This is a genomic window from Microbacterium sp. ZW CA_36 (assembly GCF_044987475.1).
GTDB lineage: Bacteria > Actinomycetota > Actinomycetes > Actinomycetales > Microbacteriaceae > Microbacterium.
Genome location: NZ_JBJDRL010000005.1, coordinates 39462 through 64146, shown reverse-complemented (window position 1 = coordinate 64146; position 24685 = coordinate 39462). Strand labels below are relative to the sequence as shown.

The following is a 24685-nucleotide window of genomic DNA, read 5'->3' as shown; positions in this document are numbered from 1 at the left end:
TTCCGGGCCGGAGGCCTCCGGCCCGGTCGTTCTCAACGAATACGAAGGAACTACGATGATCGACCCACGCGCAGTAGCCCTGGATCTCCAGAACGTGTGCAAGAGCTTCGGCCCGGTGACCGTCCTTCGAGACGTGTCACTCACGTTCCGGCGTGGCGAGACCCACGCGGTCCTTGGTGAGAACGGCGCCGGCAAGTCGACGCTGATCAAGATCATGACGGGCATCTACCAGCCCACCTCCGGCGAGGTGGTCATCGACGGCTACCCGTCGGTGCTGCGGACTCCCCGCAGTGCCCAGCAGCGAGGCATCCACCTCATCCCACAGGATGTCGTTGCCGTCCCCGAGCTATCGGTCGGGCGCAACATTCTCCTCGGCGACGAGGGAATAGGCGTCGCCCGCAACCGACTGAGCCGCGCGGAGCGGACCCGCGTCGATGACGCGCTGTTCCGCGTCGGGGCCGGATTCGACGCGGAAACGCTCGCCTCGAGCCTGAGCGTTCCTGAGATCCGGCTCATGCAGATTGCTCGCGCCCTCGCACGCCCGGGTTCCGTTCTGGTGCTGGACGAGCCCACCGCGGCCCTGTCGGCCTCGGACTCCGAAGCACTCCTCGATCGAATCCAAGCTCTCCGATCCGAAGGCGTCGCGATCGTGTACGTGACGCACCGCCTGTCTGAGGTCGAGCGCCTGGCGGACCGCGTCTCCGTCCTGCGGGACGGACGGTTGGTGTCGTCCGTCGAACGCGGCGCCTTTACGATCGATCAGATCGTCGCGGACATGAGCCGGATCACCACCGAGTCCGCGCGCGAGTCGCTGCACGAGCTCGAGGCGAAGACTCACAAAGCGAAGCGATCAACAGGTGAGGGGCTGAGAATCCAAGGGCTCACCGCCGCCGGCGGATTCTCCGACGTCACGTTTGATGCGCCTGCCGGCCAGATCATCGGAATCGCGGGTGTACAGGGGTCCGGTCAGAGTCAGCTGCTCGCCGCAATCGCCGGCCGTAGCCAATCAGACGAGGGAACTGTGCGCCTCGGCGGCAAGTCGTTATCGCCGAAGGCTCGTCGCCGCTATCGGGCCGGGATCGTCCTCGTTCCCGCCGACCGGCGCGTCGGCGGAGTGATCACAAAGGCCACGCTTGTGGATAACCTCGCACAGCCCACGGCAGGAACCGGTCCGCTACACCGATTCGGCCTGCGCAGGCGCCGCAAGGAGACACGGCAGGCGGCAACGCTCTTGGGCAGTCTGAGCACACGATACGGCTCACTGCAACAACCCGCTGGCACCCTCTCCGGAGGAAACCAGCAGAAAGTCGCCCTGGCTCGCGCAGTCATCAGTTCACCGAAGGTCATCCTGGTCGACGAACCCACCCAGGGCATCGACGTCAACGCGAAGGCCGAGGTCCGCGCCCTGCTCAGCCGACTCGCTACCGAGGACGGCTGCAGCGTCGTGATCGCAACATCGGAATTCGAGGATCTTGTGGATCTGGCCGACGTCATCCATGTGCTGACACGCGGAGAACTGGTTGCGACCCTCGACAGTTCAACGTCCTACCAGGAAATCCTCCGCCACGCGCTCGGCTAGGTATTGCCGTCGCCTATCGCCCCACCGAAGATGTGAACACACCACCGAAGGAAGACCATGCCATCTCACGACCTCCTCTCACGGCGTAGCCGGCGCGCGGGAGACCTCGTCTACGTAGGCGCGACCGACGCGACCGACGAGGACGGCACCATTCAGTACCCCGGCGACGTGCTTGGTCAGGCGCGAGTCGTATGGCAGAAAGTTGCTCTCGAACTGCAGGATCACGGCGCCAGCCTCGACGACATCGTTGACGTCGTCGTCTTCGTGAAGGAGCCGCGAGAGATCGATTCTGTGTGGCGGCAGGGCTTCAACGCAAGCAACCGCGAGGGAGCTGCCTGGACACTCGCGGCAGTCAGCGGCACGCGCCACCCCGCAGCGCTTGTGGCCGCCCGCGTCATCGCGCACACCGGAGATCTGCCCCGATTCACAGCCACCCCTGCCGCTCAATCGTGGCGCAAGAGATTCCCGGGCGCGGCGGTTGTGCGCAAGGGAGACTACCTCTTCGTCTCGGGCCAGTCAGGACTAGAGCCCGACGGAAGCGCCCCCATCCCGCAGTTGCACATCCCACAGGCGCGGAAGGCCTACGAACTCCTCCTCGAAGCGGTCGCAGAGGTAGGCAGCAGCCTGGACGACCTGCTTGACTTCACCTCGTTCCATGAGGACATCCGTGGCGCAGAGCCCACCCTGGCCACCGTCTACATCCCCGAACTCTTGCGGGGCGTTGACCCCGACAATGCGCCGACGACCAGCCACCTGGGCGCCCTGGGCCTCGCGTCGCCGGGAACTTTGAGTACGTTCCGAAGCATAGGAGACATGTCGCCCGGTCGACGCGTGGCGGCCACGCCGGACTCCATCTGGTGGAAGGGCTTCTACCCGATCGCCGGGGCGGCCAAGAAGGCGGGTGGGCGCCTGATCACTATCGCCGGCCAGGTGGCATGCAATCCGGATCAGTCCGTGCATGCCCCCGGCGACCCTCGCGCCCAGGCCGAGTACATCTGGCACTCTATGGCCGAGTCGCTCGCAATCTTCGGCGCCACCATGGCCGACGTCATCGAAGTGACCTCGTTCCACAAGGATCTGCGGAACCTTCCCGTCGTGCTGGACGAGGCAGCCGCGCACTTCGAAGAGGCTGGGCCCGCCTGGTCGGCCGTTCAGGTGCCCGGGCTTTGGATGGAAGGGTACCTTCACGAGATCTCCGCCACCGCGTGGCTGCCGGAAGGGAACGGAGCATGACGACCAAGCGCTTTGAAGGCATTACCGCCCTGGTCACCGGCGCCGGCACCGGCGTCGGCCAGGACGCCGCGATCGCATACGCCCGCGAAGGTGCCGCGGTGGCGTTGCTCGGGCGGTCACAGGACACACTTGACGCTACCGCTGCGCACATCCGTGATAAGGGCGGCGAGGCACTCGTCGTACCGACCGATGTCACCTACGAGTCCGACGTTGAGTCGGCGATCGACGCGATCCTGGCGTGGCGGGGTCGCCTGGATATCGCCTTCAACTGTGCGGGCACATTCATGCTGGCGCCGATCGAGGATTTTGAGCTCACCGACTGGGACGCGGTCATGTCACTCAACGTGACCGGAGTATTCCTCGGCATGAAGCACCAGATCCGCGCCATGAAGCGTAGCGGTGGCGGCGTAATCGTGAACATGTCGTCCAACCTGGGCGCACACATGGTGGCCCCAGGGATGGTCGCTTACATCGCGAGTAAGGCCGCGGTGAGCGCGCTGACGCGCGCGGCCGCACGAGAGGTCATAGGGTCGGGAATCCGGGTGAATTGCATCAGCGCGGGCCCGATCGACAACGTGATGTCGACGCGCCCGGGCGAAACTGCCGAGGAGAAGGCGTCACGAATGCAGGACATCATCCCGCTCGGCCGCGCCGGCTATCAGCACGAGATCGTGGCCGCAGCCTTGTGGCTGTCGTCACCGGAGTCCGGGTACACCGTCGGACACGACCTCGTCCTCGACGGCGGTGAGTCGCTCTAGGGACGCTGAACCTCGTCGCACGTCGCAACGGATCCTTCGCTGTTACGACATGCGACGAAGATGGCGCGGAGAAGGCCCGAGGATTCTTCCTGCCGTGCTGGCCCGCTGGAATTGCCCGGCCGCACCCGCGATCTCTTGAGACGTTGCATCAGCGCGCAGTGCAGGCGCCGCACCACAGCGACCGGGGTGAGCGAGGCAGTGCTAGGGCCCACCCCGGTCGCGCGAGTTCCCTCCACCACCCCCGGGCACTCAAGGTCACCCGGCATGAAGGATCCAGAACGTAAGCGCCTCTTCCGAAGAGCGCTGACGATCAGCTGAGTCCCGCTGCCTGGCCGCCACAGGCCGCACTGACTATGTCTCCGCAGCGAGCACGAGGACTCAGTGGTGCCGGACTCCCCCTCACGTCAGCAGGAAGCCTGCAGCGACGCGACCCCGGCCGCCGCCCGGCCGACGGAGTCTGTGCTGTCGTGCTCCGAACCGCCGGAACGCTGCAATTGAGTGAGGGCATGGGTAACGTGACCCTTTGAGCCGCATCGCCCGCGAGTCGGGCGTGAGCGAAGCCTCGCTGTACAAGTGGTGGCTCTGTCGATGTTCTTACGCTCGGCGGGTACTTGCACGCGATCGAAGACACCCTGGCATCAAATGAGGATGGTGAAGGGGTTCTCGATGCGCCGCTGGAATGCAGCCAGCCATTCCGCCGCGACCGCGCCGTCGAGCACGCGATGGTCGGCAGATAGGGTGACCGTCATCACCTGACCCACCGTCAGCTCGCCGCCCGTGCCGACCAAGGGCATCGCTCGGGCAGCTCCCACCGCGAGGATGCCCGACTGGGGCGGGTTGAGAATCGCGGAGAACTGGCTGGTGCCGTACATCCCGAGGTTCGAGACAGAGAAGCTGCCGCCCTCCAGTTCGTTCTGCTTGAGCCGGCCTTCGCGCGCCCGGCCGGCCATCTCAGCGACGGTAGCGCTGACCTCGCTGAGCGACAATCGCTCGACACCGCGGACCACCGGGGTCTTCAGCCCGCCCTCGGTGGCGACGGCGACCGAGATGTCCACCGTGCTGTAGCGCCGGATGCTGTCGCCGTACCAGATCGCGTTCGCCACCGGGACGTCGACCAGGGCCCCGGCGACCGCCTTGAGGACGAAGTCGTTCACCGAGATCTTGCGGGTCGCGTTCTCGTTGACCGTGCGCCGCAGCTCGAGGAGTGCGTCGACTCGGCAGTCCGCCACGAGATAGAAGTGCGGGACGGTCGACTTGCTCTCAGTGAGCCGGCGAGCAATCGCCATCCGCATTCGGTCGAGGGGCACATCCTCGAAGTTGTCGGCCCTGGTCGCCTCTGCCGCGGGTGCGCTTGCGGGCGCGGCGGCGACCCGAGCGGCCCCCGCCGGAGCAGCCTGCGCCATCGGGAGAGAAGACCCGCGATCCTCCAGATGACGCTCGAGATCGCGACGCACGATGCGGCCTTGCGGCCCGGTACCGCGGATGTGGTTCAACGCGACTCCCGCGTCGCCGGCAAGCCTGCGCACCAGCGGGCTCGCGAATAGACGACGGGTGCTGTCCGCGGGCGTCTGGACCTCGATAGTGACGGGCGCCGGGGCCGCAGCCGGAGCGGCGGCAGGAGCAGCAGGCGTCGTCGGCTGCGCTGCGGCCGGCTCGGGAGTCGATGGCGGTCCCGGGGTCGCGGCCGGGGCGGAAGGGGAGCCCGCCGAGGCGTTGCCACCCGTTTGCACCCCGGCGGCGGCGAGCGCCGGTCCGATGGCATCCTGGCCCTCGCCGTCGGCGAGGAGCACCATAATCGGTACACCGACTCGGACGTTGTCGCCCTCAGCCACCAGTAGCCGGCCGATTGTTCCGGCTGCTTCGGCCGTCAGTTCGACGATCGCTTTGTCCGTTTCGATCTCAGCCAACCCTTGGTTGACTGCCACCGCAGCGCCCTCAGCGATGAGCCAGGTCTGGATGGCAGCCTCGGTCGCGCCGGCGAGCACTTCGGGCATGCGAATTACTTCGGCCATGATCAGGCTCCGAATCCGGCACGCACGGCTTCCAGGCCGGCGACCACTTCTTCCGTGCGGGCGATCGCCGCGCGCTCGAGCACACGCGAGATGCTCGGCGACGCCTCCTGGCCTGTGACGCGAGCGACCGGCTGGTCGAGCCAGTCGAAGTAGCGACGCTGAATCTCGTCAGCGAGCCACGCACCATACGACGTGCCTTGGGCGCCCTGTTCGACGATGAGGACCGTGTTGGTCTTCTTGATGCTCTCGCCGATGGTGTCCCAGTCGATGGACGCACGATCGAGCCAGCGCAGATCAATCAGATCGGCATCGACACCGGTCTGCTCGAGCGCGTCCTTCGTGTGCCCGACCATCGACAGGTAGCTGAGGACGGTGAGGTCCGACCCGGTCTTGACCAGTGCGGCCCGGCCCGGGGGGATGACGTAGTCGAGGTCACCGACCGGCACCTGGTCGGCCTGACCGTACAGCTCCACGTGTTCGATGACGAGCACCGGGTCCTGGAGTGTTAGTGCTGCGTTCATCAGGCCGACATAGTCGGTGGCGTTGGATGCCGCCACGATCCGCCAGCCGGGGTTTGTCGCGAAGATGCCCGCCGGGTCCATCAGGTGCTGGGAGCCGTACCCCGAACCCATCGCGACCTTCGTGCGGAGCACGAGCGGAACGGCGTTGTCGCCGCCGAACATGTGCCGCGCCTTACCGATCTGGTTGAAGACCTGGTCGGCGGCGACCCACATGAAGTCGGGGTACATGAACTCCACGACGGGCCGGAACCGTCCGTCGAGGGCGAGTCCGCCGGCCAGACCGGTGAACGCGTTCTCACTGATCGGCGTGCCGAGGATCCGGTCGCCGCCGTGCTTCTTTACCAGGCCCTTGGTGGCGCCGTTGGTGCCGCCATTGAGGCGGTGCACGTCCTCTCCCATTACGACGATCCGCTCGTCGAGCTCCATGCGGCGGTCCATCACCTGTGCGACAGCGTCGATGAATTTGAGCGCGCGGGTCTCCCGTACCTCACCGAGGACTGGAAGTCCGTTCAGTTCGCTGCCGTCGCCGCGGACACCGACGTTCACGAAGCTGGTCTCTGGCCACAGCGACGGCTTGATGCGCCGATTGCCGGGGTTGTCGGGGTCCGGTTCCAGCAGCTCGGCAACGGCGTCCGTCATCGCTCGCTGCACACGGCCACGTAGCTCGGTGACATGCGACTCCTCGATCAGGCCGCGCTCCTGCATGCGCGTAGCAACCAGGTCGAGCGGGTCACGGGCACGCCACGACGCTTCCTCGTCCTTGCTGCGGTACCCGAAGGCGCTGCCCGGGTACGGCCCGTTCTGATGGAAGAACCGGTACACCTCTGCCTCGATGACGGTGGGGCCCTCACCGGACCGCATCCGGTCCGCGGCCTCCTGCATCGCGAGATACACAGCGAGCGGGTCCATGCCGTCGACGCGCCAGGACGGGATCCCGAAGCCCTGTCCCCGCACCGAGAACCGCGGATCCGCGGTGATCTCGTCAGCGCGGGTGGAAACGGCGTACAGGTTATTCTCGATGAAGTAGGAGACCGGCAGCTTCCACGCGGCGGCGAGGTTCATCGACTCCAGGACGGAGCCGATCTGCGCGGCACCGTCGCCGAGGTAGTTGATGGTCAGGTCGGTGGTGCCGCTGTGCTTCTGTGCCCACGCGTTTCCTGCCGCCATCGGGGCGCCACCGCCGACGATGGCGTTGGTACCAAGGGCGCCGGCTTCAAACCATTGAAGGTGCATCGAGCCACCGCGGCCGCGGCAGTATCCCTGCGCGAGACCCAAAATCTCGGCGAGCGTCCGCTGCAGGACTGTCTGGATCTGCGAGTCCACCGGGTCGTTCGGGTCGATCACGCCGGCGGAGACGTGAGTCACGGCCTTGGCCAGGAACTGGTGGTGCCCGCGGTGGGATCCGTTCACGCCGTCACTGGATCGAAGTCCGACGATCGAGCCGACCGCGCCACCCTCCTGGCCGATGCTGGAATGCGCCGGTCCGTGCACCAATCCCTCGCCGGCAAGTTCCAGCACCGTTTCCTCGAACGCTCGGATGAGATGCATCTGCGCGAGCATCGTCCCCAACAACGCAGGGTCGGCGGCGTCCCAGTCCGCCTTGGTGGTGGATAGTTCAAACCAGTCCACTCCGGTCTGCAGGCGCTTCTTCTTCGGCATCCTCGCCTCACTCCTTCGAACGGCCGGGGTTCACCGGTCGATCAGCATGGTAGGGCACGATTTTATCCAATACAAGCGCGTTCCACCCGAGGACCTCGGATTATCCTCCAGCCATGATGACTATCGGATACAATCGATGTTGCAGTGACGACGACATGGAGGTCGAATGAGCACTCTGAGGGGAGTCCCTGGCATCCGAGGCACCGATCACATCGGGTTCACGGTTCCCGATCTGGAGGAAGCGCACGCGTTCCTGATCGACATCCTGGGCTGCGATGAGGTGTACCGGCTTGGCGCCAAACGTTCAGACGGCGATTGGATGCATTCGCGTCTGGGTGTGCATCCCCGCACCATCATCAGCGAGATCCGCTTCTACCGTCTCGGTCAGGGTGCGAACTTCGAGGTGTTCCTTTACGAGTCGGCGGACGGCCAGAACCCGCAGCCCCGCAACAGCGACATCGGCGGCTACCACATCGCTTTCTACGTTGATGACCTGGATGCGGCCGTGCAGTATCTGCACGATAACAATGTCGAGGTGATGGGTACGCCGACGGCGAGCATGCAGTCCGCGGAAGGGCAGCGCTGGGTCTACTTCCGTAGCCCGTGGGGACTGCAGTTCGAGCTCGTAAGCTTCCCAGAGGGGAAAGCGTACGAAGAGCAGGCCGCGCGCCTTCTCTGGCACCCCGCCCACCCGGAGCGATGAGGCGATCACCAGTGACCAGCAGGGCATCCCACGGCGCGACCGGCGCAGCGATCGCGGCAAGTCTCCGTAATGCGATTCTCGCGGGGACCTACGCGCCTGGGGAACGCATCAGGCAGGACGAACTGGCCGACCTGCACGGCGCCAGCCGCCTGCCCGTACGCGACGCGCTCCGCATGCTCGAGTCCGAAGGCCTCGTGAACCTCGTGGCGAACACGGGCGCTTGGGTGGCACGAATCAGCATGGACGAGTGCGAGGAGATGTACCGCATGCGTGAGCGGCTGGAGCCGCTCCTTTTGAGCATGAACGTCCCGCGGCTCTCCGCGGATGACGCCGACGGTCTGGAGCGTCTGGCGGAAGCGATGGAGAACTCCACCGACGTAGAGCGGTTCCTTCGCCTCGATCGCGAGTTCCACCTATCTTGCCTTCAGGCGATAGAGACGAGCGTGCTCGGCTCTACCGTTCTGAACCTCTGGAATCGCACGCAGCAGTACCGCCGAGCGGCGACGCGCCTGTTCTACCTAGAGGACGACCGAAGCGTTCATTACGACCATCACCTCATCGTCAACGCAATCAGACTGAGCGATGCCGACGAGGCCGAGCAGGTGCTGGCACGACATATTCGACGAAGCCGGCTCGAACTCGCTCGTCACCCGGAGGTGTTCAAATGATCCCCGTACCGAACGCACCCCGGCATCGCGACCGAGCGATCGGCGGACCCACTCACCGCATCGATGTTCGCGCGGCGACTGAACTAGGACCGGAACACACCTACACGTCCAGCAAGAAGCGAGCTCTCTGCGCAGCCTGTCAGACGTACCCGCGCGACCATTGCGTCTGGTGCTTGGCGTGCCCGACCACCCATCTGCGTAGCTGTCTCGTGAACTACGCCTGGAGCCTGGCCATCTGACACCGACGCGTTGCAAGTTCGGGGCAAACAGACCAGTGGTCAGCGGCACCGTGCCCGACAACTTCCAGCGAACTGGGGCCGCGTGGGCGACGATTTCCACGCGGACGCGGAGCTTGACCAAGCCGTCATCCGCCGTCGATCGGTGGCCGCCATCTGCCTGGTGGTCAGGTGCATTCGTTGGATAGCACAGTCCCACCGGCAGCGAGTGGCCCCGGATGAATCGGGTTGACCTTCGTTCTGTTCTTCAATCGGAGATCACCCCGCTGATGGGGCATCGTACGGATCAACTTCCGCGGATTTCCGGCCTTCTCGCGACACACCTCGCCACAGCACGCCATGGCTATGTGTACACCTATGTGTATACCTTGTTGCTACGATGCGGGCATGCCGAAGTCGCGTGAGCACGGCCAGGGAGCCCTGTACTGGGTGGAGAGCCGGAAGATGTGGCGCGCGGTCGTCGACGTCGGTTTTGACCCTGAAACCGGCACGCGCCTACAGAAGGCGCGGATGTCCAAGACCAAGGACGGGGCCGTCAAGAAGCTGAACCTAATGCTCCGGGAGCGCGACTCGATGGGCATGGTTCTTGATCGCTCCACGCGCGTCAGCGACCTGGCTCAGGCCTGGCTCGATGACGTCGCCGGCCGCACGAAGCCGAAGACGCTGACCGGATATCGATCCAACCTCAAGGCAAGCATCCTCCCGGTCCTCGGTCATCGCATCGCCGCCGACCTCACCCCGTCGACGTGCGACGCATGCACGCCACCGTCCGAAAACGCGGCGCCGGAGACGCCACCGTCGCGAGCGCGCATCGCACACTGGTGAGCCTGCTCGAGCATGCGAGGGCGGAACGCATCATTGCCGAGAATGTCGCCGCACTCACCCCTCCCCGACGTACTCGCCCAGGGAAGGCCCGATCCTCGCTCACACGCGAGGAGGCTCGCAGGCTGCTCGGAGCGGGCGATCCGCGTTGGACGCTCGCGCTACTCACCGGACTGCGCAGCGGCGAGGCACGTGCACTCCGCTGGGAGGACATCGAGCTTGATCGGGGCATAGCGAGCTTGTCATGGTCACTCACTGACGCAACATTCGCCCACGGCTGTGATGGCAACTGCGGTAGGAAGCGTGCAGGCAACTGCCCGCAACGCCACATCGAGCTCGCGGCAGACCTCGAGTGGGTAGCACTCGAGGATCGGCACGTGCTGGTGCGCCCGAAGAACATGCAGCCCCGCGAGATTCCCCTCACCGGCTCGGCGATCAAGCAGCTGCGCGCTCATCGCGACGCGGATCTCGGTCCGAACTCGCATGGGCTGATCTGGCATCGTGCGAACGGCTCGCCGAAGACCAACACCGACGACAACACCGACCTGCGAACGGCGCTGGCTCGCGCAGGCATCGACCGACCAGACGCGACCACGCACTGGTTCCGTCATTCGTACGTCACCCTTTCCGAGCACGCTGGAATCCCGTGGGCAGCGTCCGCGGGTGTCAGCGGTCACGGCAGCCCGGAGGCATCAGACCCCTACCGTCACGTGCTCACCGCCGAGGGGAGGAGGGCTGTCGAGACCCTCGCAGCGTGGGTCGACTCGCACGACGGCGAGCCCGCGGCGATTGTGGCTGACCGTGGGATTTGAACCCTTATGGGATCACATTTCCACCGTGCGCCAACGTTGACTTTCTGCGTCATCCCGCGGATCCCGACCTTTCGAGGCTGCACAGCGATGCACTGCTTCTTTCGTCGGTTTTTCCCACGAACTCCCGGCCCTCACCCGCAGCGTCTCAATGCGGTGCGTGGTACTCGGTCTCGCCGCCCTTCCAGTAACCCTTCACGATGATCTGATCGGCGCCCAGGCCCCAGCGTTCGAGCAGGAGAGAACGGCCGGGCTTGACGATGGACTGCTCTGCGGCAATGAAGCCGAACACCGAACCCTCGGGGCGGTCCGCCGCCGTCAGGGCATCCAGCCGCCCGGCCAAGGCGGTACCGCCAGCTGCGTAGCCGCGATGCACGTACTCGACCACGACTCCGCCGGGTGCCTCGATCGCGAGCTCGTGCGAGGCGTTCGTCACCTCCACAACGATCCGGCCCACTGCGGCAGCATCCATCGCCTGGGCGAACCGGCGGATGGCCGGCACGGCGGTCTCATCGCCTGCGAGGACCCACGCGTCGGGCCTTCCGGTGAGCACCCTCGACCCGCGCGGACCGCCTATCCCGGCGATCACGCCGAGCGGAGCGGTGGCGGCCCAGGCCGCGGCGACACCGGCCGTTCCCGCGGCGGGGTCGCCGTGGATCGCGAACTCGAGCTCGAGCCAGTCGTCGCCCCACGAGAGCGGCGTGTACTCGCGGCTGGGCGCAGCGCGCAGCTCCTGGATGGAGTCGGGGTTCCCGTCGGGAAAGAAAACGCGGATGTGATCGTCCGCGCCGAGCGACGCGAAGCCCTGGAGGTCCCCACCCTGGAGGCGCACTCGCACGTATGAGGGCGTCAGCCACTCGCGTGCGACGAGAGCGGTCTTGCGGAAGCGCAGCTCGAGGCCGGTCGGCTCGAGCGAGAATGCGTTGATGGTCATGGAATCTCCTTGTTCGGTCATTCCCACAGCACGATCGGGCGGCCGGCGATCGCGGCCACGCGTGCGGGAGTGTCGTAGAGGTCGGTGAGACGGTCCTCGGTGATGACATCGGCGACCGTTCCGTGGTGCACCACGCGCCCGTCCCGCATCGCGACGATGTCGTCCGCGTACTGAGCGGCGACGTTGATGTCATGCAGCACCACGACCACCGTCATCCGCTGTTCATCGGCGAGGCGGCGCACGAGCTTCATCAGGGCGACGCCGTGCCGCGGGTCCAGGTTGTTGAGGGGCTCGTCGAGGAGCAGATGGTCGGTGTCCTGGGCGAGAGTCATCGCGACGAACGCGCGCTGGCGCTGACCACCCGAGAGCTCGTCGAGGAAGCGGCTCCGCACCGCGTCGAGGTCCAGCAGCTCGATCGCTCGGTCGACGTGCGCGCGATCATCGGGAGTGCGACCCGAGCCGCCGTGCGGGAATCGCCCGTAGGCGACGAGATCGTCGACGCTGAGTCGGATCGCGAGGTGGTTGTCCTGACGAAGGACCGCCAGGCGACGGGCGAGCTCTCTGGATTTCGTCGTCGTCACGTCGAGACCGTCGACCGTGATCACGCCCGACTCCGTGCCGATGAGTCGTCCGATCGCGGCGAGCAGTGTCGACTTGCCGGCGCCGTTCGGACCGATGATGGCGGTGACGCCGGGGCGGATCTCGAGCGTGACGTCGTCGACGGCCACGAGGGATCCGTGGCGTTTGATCACCGACTCGGTGCGGATCATCAGCGGGCCTTTCCGGTCAGAACAAGAACGATGAAGAAGATGCCACCGACGAACTCGATCACGATGGGCAACTCGGTGCCGAACCCCAGGGCGCGTGCGAGCAGAAGCTGCCCGCCGACGAGCGCGATGATCCCGATCGCGATCGAAGCGGGGACGCTGCGGAGATGCCGGTGACCCACGGCTCCGTAGGCGAGGTTCGCGACGATCAGCCCGAAGAACGTGACCGGGCCGACGAGCGCGGTTGATGCCGCGACCATCGCGCCGATCGCGACGACGACGTGCATCACCACGCGGCGGTGATCGACGCCCAGCGAGATGGCGGTGCGCTCGCCGAGCGAGAGGACATCGAGTTCGTGACGGATGGGCCAGAGCGAGACGAGGGCGACAGCGACCAGCAGTCCGGTCGGCAGCAGCAGCTCGCGGTCGACGGAGGTGAAGCTCGCGAACGTCAGATCCTGCAAGATGGCGAACGTATCGGGGTCCAGCAGACGCTGCAGGAAGGCAGTGAGCGAGCGGCACATCACTCCGAGCACAAGTCCTGCCAGCACGATGACGTGCAGATCGAGCCGGCGTTTCTGGAACAGCCACCAGTACAGCAGCACGATCGTGCCGGCCATCAGCGTCAGCTCGACCGCCCACGAGGCGAGCGGTGGTGCTGAGACGAGCATCACCGGGCCGATCGCGAACGCGACGAGCGTCTGGATGACGAGGAAGATGGCGTCGAACCCCATGATGCCCGGGGTGAGGATCCGGTTCGCGGTGATCGTCTGGAAGAGGACCGTCGCGGTGCCGACGGCGGCCGCGGCGATCATCATGCCGGCGATCGTGCGGGTGCGAAGGCCCAGCGCGTACTCCCACTTACCCGGCAAGTCGGTGAAGACGAACACGAGGATGATCGCGACCGCGATAGCGGCGAGCGTGATCAGCGCGCCCGTCGGGTGCCGCAGCTGACCGGCCGCGCGTCTGGCGCCGTCGATGAAGGCCGTGGTCATCGGGTCTCGCCGATCACCGCGGTGGGACGGCGGCGGCGGCCAGAGGGCGGTGCGTCCACCGCGGTCGCTGTGCCGAGAAGCAGCCACAGGAACACGGCCCCGCCGAGCACGCCCATCACGAGCGAGATCGGCAGCTCGAACGGGAAGCGCACGAGCCGTCCGATGATGTCGCACAGAAGCACGATCGAGGCGCCGAGGAGCGCGACCAACGGCACGGCGCGACGCATGTTGTCGCCGATGAGACGGCTGACGATGTTCGGCGCGATCAGGCCCAGGAACGGCAGCGCGCCGGTGACGACCATCAGAATGCCGGTGACCACGGCGATGATCGTGACGCCGAGACCCATCACTGCACGCGTGTCGAGTCCCAGCCCTCGGGCTGTGTCGTCGCCGAGTCCGGCCAGGGTGAAGCGGTCGGCGGCGATCCAGGCGATCAGCGCCGCGACGGCGGCGAAGTAGAGGATCTCGTAGCGCCCGCGCAAGATGCCGGAGAAGTCGCCGACGCCCCAGCTCAGCAGCTCCTGCAGCATCTCCCCGCGGTAGGCGATGAACATGGTGACCGCACCGATGACGCCTGCGTAGAGGATGCCGACGATAGGTACGAGCACGCTCGAACGGGCGGGGATCCGACGGGCCAGCAGAAGGAATCCGCACACGCCGACCAGCGCGCCGATCGCGGCGAAGATCGCTTTCGCCCACAGCTCCAGACCGGGCGTGAGCAGGAGCACCGCGAGCAGCGCCAGGCTCGCGGCATCCGTCGCCCCAGTCGTGCCGGGCTCCACGAAGCGATTGCGCACCAGCAGTTGCATGATGAGCCCCGTGATCGCGAAGGCAGCCCCTGCGAGGACGAGTGCCACCGTGCGGGGAATACGGCTGGCGAACAGGATGAAACTGTCGAGCTCGGCCACGCCGATGAACAGCGAGATCGTCGCAAGGGCGGCCACGAGGGCCGCGCCTGCGACGATCCACAGAGAGGGGGACAGGCGATTCAGTGCTCTGCGCTCCCGGCCTCCCGGTGATGCGGCATCCGCATCAGCCCGCGACGGCCGCGTGCACCGAGTCCAGGACGTTCTCGATGGCGGTGAGGCCGTTGATGACGATGTACAGCTCGCTCGCCGGGAGGTACACGATGTTGCCCTCCTGCGCCGCGGTGGTCTGCGCGACCAGTTCGTTGTCGAGAGTCTCCTCGGCGCTGGAGCCTTCGCCGGTGGCCGCACCCCGGTCGAACGCGAAGATCCAGTCGGGGTTCGCGGTGAGGATGAACTCGTTGGTGACGGTGTCGCCGTGCGGCGAGCCTTCAGCGCCGGGGAGCGCGGCGGCGACGACGGCCGGGGACCAGCCGAGCTCATCGAAGAAGTAGCCGAACCGGGACCCTTCGCCGAACGCGCCGAACTCGCCGCCCGAGACCGACAGCACCAGCGCGTTCCCCTCGGCTTCGCCCTGGATCGTCGAGATCTGCTCCTCGATGCCGGCGGTGAGCTCGGCGACCTCGTCCTCCTTGCCGAAGATCTCGCCGAGCTGCGCGGCGCGGTCAAGCCCTGCGGCCGGGTCGAAGGTACCGGCGTATGCGCCCGTGAGGTCGATGGTCGTAGAGATCTCCGAGAGCTCGTCGTACTGACCCGTGCTGCGCGCAGCCGTCACGATGAGCTCCGGCTCCAGCTCTGCCACGGCCTCGAAGTCGGGCTCGAAGAGCGTGCCGACCTTCGGCAGATCTGCGTACGCGGAGAGGTACTCAGGCAGCACGACGTCAGGGATACCCACCACGGCCTCACCTGCGCCGATGGCGTCCAGTGTGTCGAGGGTCGCGATATCGAACGTCACGACTGAGGCCGGGTTGGCCGTAACCACCACGTCCTCGCGTGCGACCTCGGTGTCCTCCTGGTACGACGACTCCCCGTCCTCCTCGACCAGCACGAGGGTGGGCTTGGCGTTCTCGACGACGACTGTGGTGGAGTCAGCCGTTTCGGCGGTTTCTCCAGAGGCAGCGGGTGTCGCACAGGCGGTCAGGGCGAGAGCCGTGACGCTCAGAGCGGTGGCGGGCAGAAGCAGGCGGAATCTCTTTGGCATGTAGGTAAGGCTACCCTAACCATTTCGTCGGTTACGTTCGATGTAGCAGCGGGCTCCTCCGGCGACCGAGTGGGATGAGTGTGAACGCTAGGCAGACAAGGGTTGCGAGGTCCGTGCACTTCGCGCGTTGCCCGGTCGCCTCCGGCGCCCACGAACGCCCGAGTGTTTCGGGACCGGTTCTCCACTTGTACGCAACCGCCGCTCCGCACCAGGATGGTCGACGCAGGAGGGGTGCGACTCCTGGGGTCTCTCTGATGCGAGGCACTGGCCCTCCTGAGCGTTCAAACGCGGCTTCCAATCCGATGAGAGCGCTGCCATCAACGAGGATCCGGTGAAGAGACGTGACGTCACGGCGGTGCTGCGCCAAAGTCGCAAGTTCGCTGACTCCATACACCGCACCCCGCCGCCGTTGACCGGAAGGTCCGCAGCTTGCCTGTGCGCGGCACTCAGACCGCTGAGCCGTCACCGGGCTCACCTATGAGGAAGGCGAGGAGTTCGGCGAGGTGCGACGACACGCGGGTCGAATCCAGCTGCGTGACCTGCATGTGACAGCTGATTCCGTCGGTGAGCACGATCTCATCAGGATGGGCCGCCCTAAGCGCCGGTGCGAGGCGCCGACCTCTCGCTCGTGGATGCGTGGCGAGAGGACTCCACCAGCGGCCACAGGGGCCAACGCTTCGGGCCTGACTGAAAGCCGAATCATAAAACGGACCCGTCCGCTCGACTCCACCCGTGCCGACCGCGGCCTCGGCACGGGACTGAACTGGAGGCGCGGCGCGGGTAGCGGTTGGTCGATGCCGTCTTTGTGGAAGCGTGCCCGTCGACTCGGGTCTGCTACATGGGCCTCGCGACTGTTGAACGCACACGGCCTGACGAGATCGTGTGGCCGACACGGGTCGTGCCGGCCACACCGCTCTCACTTCTGGCGCAGCGGTGCCAACGCGTCGGCCCAGGCGATGACCTGGTCGAACAGTGCGGTCACACCGGGAAGCTGATACTCGCCCGGCCTGAAGACGCTGAAGTTCTCAAAGTCGTGGATCAACGACAGCGACACCTGCGCGCGCACCGGCGCGAGCATCAACTCGATCGCCACGAGCCGCAGGTGCTCCACCGCGCGGGTGCCGCCCACGGCGCCGTAGGAGACGAAACCGACCGCCTTGTTGTTCCACTCGGCGAACAGGAAGTCGATTGCATTCTTCAGAACACCCGACGTGCTGTGGTTGTACTCCGGGGTGACGAAGATGTAGCCGTCGAACGACGCGATCTTCTCCGCCCATTCCTTAGTGTGATCGTTCTGGTACTGGTTCATCGCCGGCGGCATCGGCTCATCGAGATGTGGCAGCGGGAACTCCGCCAGGTCGACGAGTTCGAACTCGGCATCGATTCGCTCCTGCGCCAGGCCATATACCCAGTCAGCGACGGCCTTTCCGTTGCGGCCCGGACGTGTGCTGCCGAGGATGATTCCGATTCGGGTCATTGTGACGTACTCCTGTCGTGTGGCTCGCGCCGTCAATCGCCGGACGCGGATCGCGGGAACGATTCCGCTCCCGCGATGGTTACTCAGAGTGCGTAACGGGCATCGAAGCGGAATAGTCCCGCTGTGGGACACGCACTTTGAGATGCGTTGCGAACATGAAAGGACGTATCGCGCTATGACCATGAACTCCGCCGAACCGGCTGTGGTCGAGCTTCCGCCGCCCTGCGCCGAGTCGACCCACGAACTCGTTCGCGACATGATCACTCGTGTCGCAGACAAGTGGACGATGCTCGTGATCGCGACACTCGCGGAGGGTCCTGTGCGATTCACCGCATTGCTCGATGCCATCCCGGGGATCTCTCACCGCATGCTGACCCGCACGCTCCGCTCACTTCAGCGCGACGGCATGGTGCTGCGTACCGCGTACGCCGAAGTGCCGCCGCGGGTCGAGTACACATTGACCGCCCTGGGAGCCACGCTCATCGGTCCGGTCGTGGCGTTCGTTGACTGGGCGGAGCGCCACCAAGAACAGGTCAGGGCCCACCGCGACCAATTCGATCACGTCGCGCAATAGCGGCCGCGCCGATCGCGCGGGCGACGCCGCCGGGAATAGATCCCGGAACCTGCGCTTGCCCCAGGTCATGACAACTACCACCCCGCGCGAGGCGCGCTCAGCGCATGTCGCAATGATCGGCGTCGGCGAAAAGGGCGGAGCGATAGCGCGCCATCGCAGCAGCTGGACTTGACGTGTTGATCGCGAACAGCCGCGGTCCGCAGAGTCTGACGGGTATCGGTGGGATGGCGCACTTGCACCCCGCGACGCTCCAGGAGGCTGGTCAGGCCGAGATCGTGATCCTCACGGTGCCGTGGCGCGCCGTCGGCTCGGTCCTTGGTGCGATGCCGGAGTGGAACAACCGGATCCTCATTGATGCCACCAACGCCGTCGACTTCCTCTCCCCCTGCTCGCCGGATGCCACCGATCCGGCCAACCCGCTCGGTCCGATGGGGTTGAAGGCTGTCGAGCTTGGAGAACCAGCCTCGAGCGCGCTCGTCGCCGAACTCGCTCCCGGCGCCGGCGTGGTCAAGACCTTCAACCACGTCGAACCGGCAGCCGTCGGCCAGCCGAAGACCGATGCCGGCCGCCTGGTGGTCTTCCTCGCAGGAGACGATTCCGACGCCCGCAGCCAAGTCGCAGGTCTGCTGCACAGCATCGGCCTGTTCCCCGTCGACCTCGGCCGGCTCGCTGTCGGCGGCCCGCTCATCGCCTTTCCCGGAGGATCGCTGCTGGGCTGGACCTGGTCAAGCCGTAGGGATCGCGACCAGGTGAAACGGTGCGGACTCCGGATGTCCCGGGGCCCGCACCGTTCGTTTCTCGAACGTCACTCTGCGCGCGAGGCCTCGGCGACCAGCGCGGTGTCGACGAACTGCTCGAATCGCACGATGAGCCCTCCGCGCACGATGAAGTGATGCGCGACGCGAACGTCGAGTCCCTTACCCGTGGCTCGGTTCGCCGCGGTGTATCGCGCGAGCACCACGACGTTCTCGCCGTCGACGACGTAGGCGTCGTCGTGTGCAGTCCATCCGTCCCAGTCACGACCAAGGACCTCCATCACGTTCGACGTGACGCCCTCCGGAGTGCGGTACGTCCCGGCCAGCGGGAAGCCGGCCATCTCGGTCCACTCCACGTCGGGCGCCATCGTCGCCCGCAGCGCCTCGAGGTCGCCTGCCGCAGACGCGAGATACTGGCGACGGACCACGTCTCGCGGTGATGTCGACGTCGCGAAGTCGACGCTCTCGTTCAGCCCCATGTCATCTCCCCCTTCGCGACCTTCGGCCCGATCTGGGCAGCGATCCGCATTCCCGAGTCAGGGTACTTCTCAACGAGCTCGGCCGTCACGGTCGCGCCGTCTGCAGCGCGACCGACAATCGCTTCGAACGCGCTCAGGTAGTCGCGGGTGTAGGCGATCGCCGAGGCATCGCTCGCGGTTCCAGGCAGGCGGTGGCCGGCGACCACCAGTTCGGGATCGAGCGCGGCCATCTGGTCGAGCAGCGCCACCCACGCTGCACGCTTCTCAGGTGTGGCGGTGTCTGCGGTCCAGACATGCTCCTGTTGGAACAGCAGCACGCCACCGACAATCGCCCGGTCTTCCGCGTTCCAGAGGTAGTGACGGTCGGGCAGGATGTCGCTGCCCCCGCGCAGCTCGAGCCGCTGGCCTTCCAGCTCGAGGAAGCCCGTGGTCAACGGCGAGATCTCGACGCGGCGCGTCGGCAGGTTCGCACCCAATACCGCCCACGCTGCGAGCTTGCCGTCGAACGACGCCGCGATGTGTTCGATCACCAGCGGGGTGGCGACGACGGTCGCCTCGGGGAACGCGTCGACGATGGCCTCGAGGCCGAAGTAGAAGTCGGGGTCGGCATGGCTCACGAAGACGGTGGTCAGTCGCTTGCCGGAGTCGAGCACAGCGGCGACGAGACGGTGCCCATCGGCGCGCGTGAATCCCGCGTCCACGAGAAGCGCATCGGTCTCGCCCGTGACAAGCACTGCGGTCTTGTTCGGCGAACCGACGGGGAAGTCGAGGTCGAAGACCTCATAGCTGAGAGACATCTGGAACCCTTCCTGACGAAGCCCCCGGTGACGGAGGACGACCGCGTCGATCGCGGCACCGAATACAAGAAGGCTGAGCAGTCAGCTATTCCCGTCTTCGCAGATCGGTGATCCGTTCGGGTCACGGCATGACGGGAAGGGCCGCAGCGGCATTCTTGCTGATAGCGCGTATGACCTCGGCGAACAGGGCACGCTGGTCGTCGGTGAGGACGTCGAGGAGATGCTTCTCGATGCCGCGAGCGTGGATGATGCTCGCGCGCCTCACGATCTCGCTGCCAGGGAGCGTCAGTTCCACCAGCTGCACACGCCCGTCAGTCGGAGAGTTCCGACGAGAGACCAGGCCCCTCGCGATCGCGCGCTGTACCAACCTGGTCGCGCCCCCGGAAGTCAGCACGCGCAACTGCGCGATGTCGCGCACGGCGATCCCTCCATCGCCTGCGCGGGCGACGATCAGGAGGAGCTCGTAGAGGCCGTGTTCGATTCCGACCTCCGCCTCCAGAGCGGTCCCGAGGAGGAACTCCAATCTGTTCGCGGCGCCGAGAAGCCGTCCGAAGACCAGGATGCGCGGATCGTTCGCGGCATCCGCAGGGGTCTCGAAGAGCTCCTCAGGTTCCACACCCCCACACTACGCAGACAGGTGCGAGCGCAGCGCTAGAGCGGCGTCCTCCATCGCGCTCAGCTGGGCCGGTGTCAGTGCATCGACGAACGTCTCCTGAATCGCTCGCAGATGCGGCGCGGATGCGCGCCGAAAGGTCACGGCACCGTCCTGCGTCAGGACGACATCAGCTCCACGACTGTCGGTGGCGCACTCCTCGCGGCCGATCAGACCGCGCTTCTCCATTCGACCGAGATGGTGCGACAATCTGCTCCGCTCCCAGCCCACCTGCTCAGCGAGGGCCGAGGAGCGAATTCGTCGGTTGGGAGCTTCAGACAGCGCGAGCAGTACACCGTAGTCCCCAGTGGAGAGGCCCGACTCGTCCTGCAAGCGCGACTCCATCGTTCTGCGCACCTGCTCCGCCGTCTCGATGAAGACACGCCACGACCGCAGCTGATCCGCGGTCGGTGACCGTCTACGCCTGCTCTGCGGAGCGGATTCGTTCACAGCATCTCCTCTGATTGACATATCTACAATATCGTCGCATCATTGACACGTCAATTATTTCGGCGAGGAGCCTGATCATGCAATCGCAACCGTTGGAGTTCGGTCTGAACTCGTTCGGCGATGTGCCGTCGCGGAACGGTGAGCTTCTGAGCGATGCCGAGACGGTGAGGCTGCTCATCACCGAGGCGAGGCTCGCCGAGGCGGTGGGCTTGGACATCTTCAGCATCGGCGAGCACTACCGCACCGGTTTCGTCGATTCGGCGACGCCCGTACTCCTTGCCGCGATCGCCTCCGCGACAGAGAAGATCAAGCTCGGCACGGCGGTCACCGTGCTCAGCACGAACGATCCGGTAAGGCTCTACCACGAGTTCGCAACCTTGGATGCCGTCTCCCACGGCCGGGCGCAGCTCATCCTGGGCCGCGCGTCTGCCACCGACTCGTTCCCTCTCTTCGGCTACGACCTCGCCGACTACGAGGAGCTCTTCGAGGAGAAGCTCGAGCTGTTCATGATGCTTCAACACCAGGACACGGTGACCTGGTCGGGCAAGACGCGGGCACCCCTCGATGAGCGGCGCCTGCACCCGCGGATGCCACAGGGTGGCATTCCGACCTGGATCGGAGTGGGCGGAAGTCCCGGCTCCGTCATCCGCGCCGCAAAATACGGTCTGCCGCTCATGCTCGCGATCATCGGCGGCAAGCCCGAGCGCTTCGCCGGGCACGTCGACCTCTACTTCCGTGCACTGAGCGAGGCCGGTCAAGCGGCGCAGCCGGTGGGACTTCACTCGCTGGGGCTCGTCGCTGATACCGACGGCGAGGCAGCCGCGACATGGTGGGATGCGTGGCAGCCCGCCGTGGCTTCCCTCGGCAAGGAGCGCGGGTTCTACCCGCCCACGCGCGAACGGTACGAGCACGAACTCGGCGAAGGTGCCCTCTTCGTGGGATCCCCCGAGACGGTGGCGCAGAAGATCGCCCGCATGGTCCGAGCCCTGCGGCTGAGCCGCTTCGACCTGAAGTACGACATCGCCGGTCTGCCCGTCGACGCCCGGGCCCGCAGCATCGAACTCCTCGGAACCCAGGTCGTCCCCCGCGTCCACGAACTTCTCACACAGGAGCCTGCACATGTCTGATCTCGAATTCGGCCTCGACACATTCGGCGACGTCCCGGAAGACGACGCCGGGAACATCACCTCCTACGGACGCGCCATCAGACATGTCGTGGACGAGGCGATCCTCGCTGACCAGATCGGTGTCGACGTCTTCGCACTAGGCGAGCACCACCGCCCGGAATTCGCCGTGTCAAGCCCCGAAACGGTCCTGGCCGGCATCGCGACCCGCACATCGCGCATGCGCCTCGGATCGGGCGTCACCGTGCTCAGCTCCGACGACCCCGTGCGAGTTTTCCAGCGCTTCGCCACCCTAGACGCACTGTCGGACGGGCGCGCCGAGGTCATCCTCGGCCGCGGGTCGTTCACCGAGTCGTTTCCGCTCTTCGGGTACGACCTGCACGACTACGACGTACTCTTCGAGGAGAAGATCGAACTGTTCGCCGAGTTGCTCAAGGAGAAGCCTGTCACCTGGTCGGGAACCACCCGGGCGGCGCTCGAGAACGCGGACGTTTTTCCGAAGACGGATTCGGGTCACCTCAAGACATGGGTCGGGGTCGGCGGGTCCCCGCAGTCCGTCATCCGCAGCGCGAAGTACGGTCTGCCACTCATGCTGGCCATCATCGGCGGCGCCCCCGACCGCTTCGCTCCGTACGTCGACCTGTATCGCCGTGCAGCAGAGCAGTTCGGCACCACCGCGCACCCGGTGGGCATGCACTCACCCGGATTCATCGCCGACACCGACGAGGAGGCAAAGGAGATCTTCTACCCCCGTTTCAAGGTGATGCGGGATCGGATCGGCGCCCTGCGCGGATGGCCTCAGATCCGTCGCGAAGAGTTCGAGAACGACGTTCTGCACGGTTCGATGTACATCGGATCCCCCGAGACCGTCGCGCGGAGGATCGCCGCGGCGATCCGCGCTCTGGACGTCGGACGGTTCGACATGATCTACTCCGCCGGCACCCTACCGATGAGCGCCAGGCTGCGCACCGTCGAGCTCTACGGGACCAAGGTCATCCCGATGGTGCGCGACATCCTCGCCAGCTCCGACAAGGGGCCGCGCTGACATGGCCACTGATCCACACGCGGTCCGCACTATCGGAATCCTCGGCGCCGGGAAGGTCGGCACCGTGCTCGCACGCCTAGCAGTCGCCGCCGGCTACCGGGTCCTCATCGCCGCATCCGGCGATCCCGCGAAGATCGCACTGACCGTGGACGTGCTGGCGCCAGGTGCGACCGCGGCGACAATCGAACGAGCGGTCGCCGACGCCGATGTCGTCATCCTGGCCCTTCCGCTAGGCAAGTACACGACGATCCCGGCCGACGCACTGGCGGGGAAGCTCGTCATCGACGCGATGAACTACTGGTGGGAGGTCGACGGCATCCGCGACGATTTCACCGATCTGCGGACTTCAACCAGCGAACTAGTCCAATCACATCTGGCGGCCGCGCGGGTCGTCAAGGCGTTCAACCACATGGGCTACCACGACCTCGATGAAGGCCCCCTACCCGCAGGCTCGCCCGAGCGGAAGGCCATCGCAATCGCCGGAGACGACCCGGGAGACGTAGAGGCCACGAGTGGGATCGTCGACGCCTTCGGATTCGACCCCCTGCCCGCCGGGCGCCTCGCCGACGGTGTCGCACTTCAGCCCGGAAGCGAACTGTTCGGAGCGAACTTCACCGCCGTTCAGGTGGCGGAAACACTCCGTCAGTTCGGGACGTCCGATCTCGGAAGGCAGGTCACGCTCGCCCGAGAAGACGATCTGCGCGGTGCCACGCGGGTCTGAGCGACATGTTCGCCCATGCTTCGGACCCAGACGCCGCCGCCACCCCAGCAGCGCGATCGAGCCGCGGCGATGCGCAGCTGTCCTCGAGGCCGTCAACAGCTCATAGCGGACTGCTCTGCTCGCGCCCGAGGACGATCGCAACACTCGCTGCTTCGAACACAGTTCAGACGACTTCCCAGTCCCTCCAACGAGAAGCGACAAGTTCGTGCCCGCCGAGAACTCAATGCTCCCGGGTCGCTCGACGGAGGCGAGGACCGGTTGCACCGCGCCATCGTGGGCTACTTTGCGCCCGGGACGTTTTCGCTGGACCGCGTCGTCCAGCCAGAGCCGGACGCCGTCCTCGCTGTCGGCCTGCAGCGTGTAGGTGTCGGCCTGCCGAAAAGTGATGAGGCCGGTCAGGCGGAAGGACCAGCCGTCCACTTCGATGCTGCCGCCGGGGGACGCAGTCGACCAGTTGCGGTCGACGCTTCCCCCGGTCCCGCCGATGCCGGGGGCGAACAGTGCGGGCTTGCGGCGAGGGTCTTGTTCGGATGGTAGGTGGCTTGCAGACCGTTCAGGCCGCCGTTGTAGACGGTGCTCGAGTGGGCGGGAAGGACCCCGCACCCGGAGGCGGCGACCGGGTTGGCGACGGGCCGCCGGTCGGTGCCGTAGCGGGCTGCGGGCGCGGGCCCGTAAACGTCGGTGGCGCGGTCGGTGGCCGGGTCGTAGATCGTGGTGGTCTTGCGGCCCAGGCTGTTCGTCGCCGACAGCACCAGGTCTTTGGCGGCGTTCCTCTCTTGGGTGGCGGTCACGCCCATCGCGGACGCGGCGCTCCGCTGCCGCCAGGCAATGTCGTAGGTGACGGTGTC

General features: G+C 66.2%; 25 protein-coding genes and 1 pseudogene. 12 read left to right on the top strand and 14 right to left on the bottom strand.

Going from position 1 to position 24685, the window contains the following annotated elements:
* The first annotated feature begins 55 nt into the window (after positions 1-55).
* The 3 genes from ACI3KX_RS04450 to ACI3KX_RS04440 are packed head-to-tail and all read left to right on the top strand — an operon-like array spanning position 56 to position 3570.
* A complete protein-coding gene (locus ACI3KX_RS04450; RefSeq protein ID WP_404908048.1) occupies positions 56-1579 on the top strand; it encodes a sugar ABC transporter ATP-binding protein in 1524 nt (507 codons plus the stop codon).
* Positions 1580-1636: 57 nt separating this feature from the next.
* Positions 1637-2812, top strand: a complete 1176-nt coding sequence (locus ACI3KX_RS04445) for a RidA family protein (RefSeq protein ID WP_404908045.1) — start codon at positions 1637-1639, stop codon at positions 2810-2812.
* Entirely contained in the window at positions 2809-3570 is a 762-nt protein-coding gene (locus ACI3KX_RS04440) for an SDR family NAD(P)-dependent oxidoreductase (protein ID WP_404908042.1), read from the top strand. Before ACI3KX_RS04445 ends, ACI3KX_RS04440 begins: the two co-directional genes overlap by 4 nt.
* Positions 3571-4208: 638 nt before the next feature.
* Here the strand turns inward: ACI3KX_RS04440 and ACI3KX_RS04435 are convergent.
* Both ACI3KX_RS04435 and ACI3KX_RS04430 read right to left on the bottom strand, forming a co-directional pair.
* Positions 4209-5564: a dihydrolipoamide acetyltransferase family protein gene (locus ACI3KX_RS04435; RefSeq protein WP_404908040.1), complete on the bottom strand. Its 1356-nt coding sequence runs from the start codon at positions 5562-5564 to the stop codon at positions 4209-4211.
* Positions 5565-5584: 20 nt separating this feature from the next.
* A complete protein-coding gene (locus ACI3KX_RS04430; protein ID WP_404908038.1) occupies positions 5585-7762 on the bottom strand; it encodes a thiamine pyrophosphate-dependent enzyme in 2178 nt (725 codons plus the stop codon).
* A 166-nt stretch (positions 7763-7928) separates the two neighbouring features.
* On the opposite strand from ACI3KX_RS04430, the gene ACI3KX_RS04425 reads away from it, so the two are divergent.
* From ACI3KX_RS04425 to ACI3KX_RS04410, 4 genes are all read left to right on the top strand, one after another.
* On the top strand, positions 7929-8465 hold the full coding sequence (locus ACI3KX_RS04425) for a VOC family protein (RefSeq protein ID WP_404908036.1): 537 nt from the start codon (positions 7929-7931) through the stop codon (positions 8463-8465).
* 11 nt (positions 8466-8476) lie between these two features.
* The gene (locus tag ACI3KX_RS04420) at positions 8477-9133 is read left to right on the top strand and encodes a GntR family transcriptional regulator (RefSeq protein ID WP_404908033.1); all 657 of its coding nucleotides are present in this window, start codon (positions 8477-8479) and stop codon (positions 9131-9133) included.
* Between the two features lie 623 nt (positions 9134-9756).
* Positions 9757-10194, top strand: a complete 438-nt coding sequence (locus ACI3KX_RS04415) for a hypothetical protein (protein ID WP_404908030.1) — start codon at positions 9757-9759, stop codon at positions 10192-10194.
* The gene (locus tag ACI3KX_RS04410) at positions 10125-11003 is read left to right on the top strand and encodes a tyrosine-type recombinase/integrase (protein ID WP_404908029.1); all 879 of its coding nucleotides are present in this window, start codon (positions 10125-10127) and stop codon (positions 11001-11003) included. Before ACI3KX_RS04415 ends, ACI3KX_RS04410 begins: the two co-directional genes overlap by 70 nt.
* Before the next feature lie 145 nt (positions 11004-11148).
* Here the strand turns inward: ACI3KX_RS04410 and ACI3KX_RS04405 are convergent, their stop codons facing one another.
* The 6 genes from ACI3KX_RS04405 to ACI3KX_RS04380 form a co-directional block, all read right to left on the bottom strand.
* Positions 11149-11934 carry a siderophore-interacting protein gene (locus tag ACI3KX_RS04405; RefSeq protein WP_404908026.1) on the bottom strand — a complete coding sequence of 262 codons (786 nt, stop codon included), beginning with the start codon at positions 11932-11934 and terminating at the stop codon, positions 11149-11151.
* A 17-nt stretch (positions 11935-11951) separates the two neighbouring features.
* Complete coding sequence (locus ACI3KX_RS04400; RefSeq protein WP_404908024.1) at positions 11952-12704, bottom strand: ABC transporter ATP-binding protein; 753 nt, start codon at positions 12702-12704, stop codon at positions 11952-11954.
* Positions 12704-13696: an iron chelate uptake ABC transporter family permease subunit gene (locus tag ACI3KX_RS04395; protein ID WP_404908022.1), complete on the bottom strand. Its 993-nt coding sequence runs from the start codon at positions 13694-13696 to the stop codon at positions 12704-12706. Before ACI3KX_RS04395 ends, ACI3KX_RS04400 begins: the two co-directional genes overlap by 1 nt.
* Complete coding sequence (locus tag ACI3KX_RS04390; protein WP_404908020.1) at positions 13693-14640, bottom strand: ABC transporter permease; 948 nt, start codon at positions 14638-14640, stop codon at positions 13693-13695. Before ACI3KX_RS04390 ends, ACI3KX_RS04395 begins: the two co-directional genes overlap by 4 nt.
* An 88-nt stretch (positions 14641-14728) precedes the next feature.
* Positions 14729-15763, bottom strand: coding sequence for a siderophore ABC transporter substrate-binding protein (locus tag ACI3KX_RS04385; protein ID WP_404908018.1), 1035 nt, complete (start codon positions 15761-15763; stop codon positions 14729-14731).
* Positions 15764-16679: 916 nt separating this feature from the next.
* Positions 16680-17240: an NADPH-dependent FMN reductase gene (locus tag ACI3KX_RS04380; RefSeq protein ID WP_404908016.1), complete on the bottom strand. Its 561-nt coding sequence runs from the start codon at positions 17238-17240 to the stop codon at positions 16680-16682.
* Between the two features lie 175 nt (positions 17241-17415).
* On the opposite strand from ACI3KX_RS04380, the gene ACI3KX_RS04375 reads away from it, so the two are divergent.
* Positions 17416-17814, top strand: a complete 399-nt coding sequence (locus tag ACI3KX_RS04375) for a winged helix-turn-helix transcriptional regulator (protein WP_404908014.1) — start codon at positions 17416-17418, stop codon at positions 17812-17814.
* A gap of 152 nt (positions 17815-17966) precedes the next feature.
* A complete protein-coding gene (locus ACI3KX_RS04370) occupies positions 17967-18707 on the top strand; it encodes an NADPH-dependent F420 reductase (RefSeq protein ID WP_404908160.1) in 741 nt (246 codons plus the stop codon).
* Here ACI3KX_RS04370 and ACI3KX_RS04365 read toward each other — a convergent pair.
* The 4 genes from ACI3KX_RS04365 to ACI3KX_RS04350 form a co-directional block, all read right to left on the bottom strand.
* Positions 18620-19048, bottom strand: a complete 429-nt coding sequence (locus ACI3KX_RS04365; RefSeq protein ID WP_404908011.1) for a nuclear transport factor 2 family protein — start codon at positions 19046-19048, stop codon at positions 18620-18622. The genes ACI3KX_RS04370 and ACI3KX_RS04365 overlap by 88 nt on opposite strands.
* On the bottom strand, positions 19039-19845 hold the full coding sequence (locus tag ACI3KX_RS04360; RefSeq protein ID WP_404908009.1) for an MBL fold metallo-hydrolase: 807 nt from the start codon (positions 19843-19845) through the stop codon (positions 19039-19041). The genes ACI3KX_RS04365 and ACI3KX_RS04360 overlap by 10 nt, the downstream gene beginning before the upstream one ends.
* 121 nt (positions 19846-19966) lie before the next feature.
* Positions 19967-20461 (bottom strand): MarR family winged helix-turn-helix transcriptional regulator, encoded by a 495-nt coding sequence (locus ACI3KX_RS04355; protein WP_404908006.1) that lies wholly within the window; start codon positions 20459-20461, stop codon positions 19967-19969.
* A 9-nt stretch (positions 20462-20470) separates the two neighbouring features.
* Positions 20471-20947 carry a MarR family winged helix-turn-helix transcriptional regulator gene (locus ACI3KX_RS04350; RefSeq protein ID WP_404908003.1) on the bottom strand — a complete coding sequence of 159 codons (477 nt, stop codon included), beginning with the start codon at positions 20945-20947 and terminating at the stop codon, positions 20471-20473.
* A gap of 77 nt (positions 20948-21024) precedes the next feature.
* Between ACI3KX_RS04350 and ACI3KX_RS04345 the strand changes: the two genes are divergently transcribed.
* The 3 genes from ACI3KX_RS04345 to ACI3KX_RS04335 are packed head-to-tail and all read left to right on the top strand — an operon-like array spanning position 21025 to position 23837.
* Positions 21025-22074, top strand: a complete 1050-nt coding sequence (locus ACI3KX_RS04345; protein ID WP_404908000.1) for an LLM class flavin-dependent oxidoreductase — start codon at positions 21025-21027, stop codon at positions 22072-22074.
* Positions 22067-23116 carry an LLM class flavin-dependent oxidoreductase gene (locus ACI3KX_RS04340; RefSeq protein WP_404907997.1) on the top strand — a complete coding sequence of 350 codons (1050 nt, stop codon included), beginning with the start codon at positions 22067-22069 and terminating at the stop codon, positions 23114-23116. The genes ACI3KX_RS04345 and ACI3KX_RS04340 overlap by 8 nt, the downstream gene beginning before the upstream one ends.
* Position 23117: 1 nt before the next feature.
* On the top strand, positions 23118-23837 hold the full coding sequence (locus tag ACI3KX_RS04335) for an NADPH-dependent F420 reductase (RefSeq protein WP_404907995.1): 720 nt from the start codon (positions 23118-23120) through the stop codon (positions 23835-23837).
* A 369-nt stretch (positions 23838-24206) separates the two neighbouring features.
* Here ACI3KX_RS04335 and ACI3KX_RS04330 read toward each other — a convergent pair.
* Positions 24207-24257: pseudogene (locus ACI3KX_RS04330) on the bottom strand (hypothetical protein); the annotation flags it as partial.
* Positions 24233-24628: a hypothetical protein gene (locus ACI3KX_RS04325; protein ID WP_404907992.1), complete on the bottom strand. Its 396-nt coding sequence runs from the start codon at positions 24626-24628 to the stop codon at positions 24233-24235. The pseudogene ACI3KX_RS04330 and the gene ACI3KX_RS04325, both read right to left, overlap by 25 nt.
* Positions 24629-24685 lie beyond the last annotated feature (57 nt).

Coding starts and splice junctions, on each gene's coding strand:
- ACI3KX_RS04450 (WP_404908048.1), top strand. CDS start 56: ATGATCGACCCACGCGCAGTAGCCCTGGATCTCCAGAACGTGTGCAAG.
- ACI3KX_RS04445 (WP_404908045.1), top strand. CDS start 1,637: ATGCCATCTCACGACCTCCTCTCACGGCGTAGCCGGCGCGCGGGAGAC.
- ACI3KX_RS04440 (WP_404908042.1), top strand. CDS start 2,809: ATGACGACCAAGCGCTTTGAAGGCATTACCGCCCTGGTCACCGGCGCC.
- ACI3KX_RS04435 (WP_404908040.1), bottom strand. CDS start 5,564: ATGCCCGAAGTGCTCGCCGGCGCGACCGAGGCTGCCATCCAGACCTGG.
- ACI3KX_RS04430 (WP_404908038.1), bottom strand. CDS start 7,762: ATGCCGAAGAAGAAGCGCCTGCAGACCGGAGTGGACTGGTTTGAACTA.
- ACI3KX_RS04425 (WP_404908036.1), top strand. CDS start 7,929: ATGAGCACTCTGAGGGGAGTCCCTGGCATCCGAGGCACCGATCACATC.
- ACI3KX_RS04415 (WP_404908030.1), top strand. CDS start 9,757: ATGCCGAAGTCGCGTGAGCACGGCCAGGGAGCCCTGTACTGGGTGGAG.
- ACI3KX_RS04410 (WP_404908029.1), top strand. CDS start 10,125: ATGCACGCCACCGTCCGAAAACGCGGCGCCGGAGACGCCACCGTCGCG.
- ACI3KX_RS04405 (WP_404908026.1), bottom strand. CDS start 11,934: ATGACCATCAACGCATTCTCGCTCGAGCCGACCGGCCTCGAGCTGCGC.
- ACI3KX_RS04400 (WP_404908024.1), bottom strand. CDS start 12,704: ATGATCCGCACCGAGTCGGTGATCAAACGCCACGGATCCCTCGTGGCC.
- ACI3KX_RS04395 (WP_404908022.1), bottom strand. CDS start 13,696: ATGACCACGGCCTTCATCGACGGCGCCAGACGCGCGGCCGGTCAGCTG.
- ACI3KX_RS04385 (WP_404908018.1), bottom strand. CDS start 15,763: ATGCCAAAGAGATTCCGCCTGCTTCTGCCCGCCACCGCTCTGAGCGTC.
- ACI3KX_RS04380 (WP_404908016.1), bottom strand. CDS start 17,240: ATGACCCGAATCGGAATCATCCTCGGCAGCACACGTCCGGGCCGCAAC.
- ACI3KX_RS04375 (WP_404908014.1), top strand. CDS start 17,416: ATGACCATGAACTCCGCCGAACCGGCTGTGGTCGAGCTTCCGCCGCCC.
- ACI3KX_RS04365 (WP_404908011.1), bottom strand. CDS start 19,048: ATGGGGCTGAACGAGAGCGTCGACTTCGCGACGTCGACATCACCGCGA.
- ACI3KX_RS04360 (WP_404908009.1), bottom strand. CDS start 19,845: ATGTCTCTCAGCTATGAGGTCTTCGACCTCGACTTCCCCGTCGGTTCG.
- ACI3KX_RS04345 (WP_404908000.1), top strand. CDS start 21,025: ATGCAATCGCAACCGTTGGAGTTCGGTCTGAACTCGTTCGGCGATGTG.
- ACI3KX_RS04340 (WP_404907997.1), top strand. CDS start 22,067: ATGTCTGATCTCGAATTCGGCCTCGACACATTCGGCGACGTCCCGGAA.
- ACI3KX_RS04335 (WP_404907995.1), top strand. CDS start 23,118: ATGGCCACTGATCCACACGCGGTCCGCACTATCGGAATCCTCGGCGCC.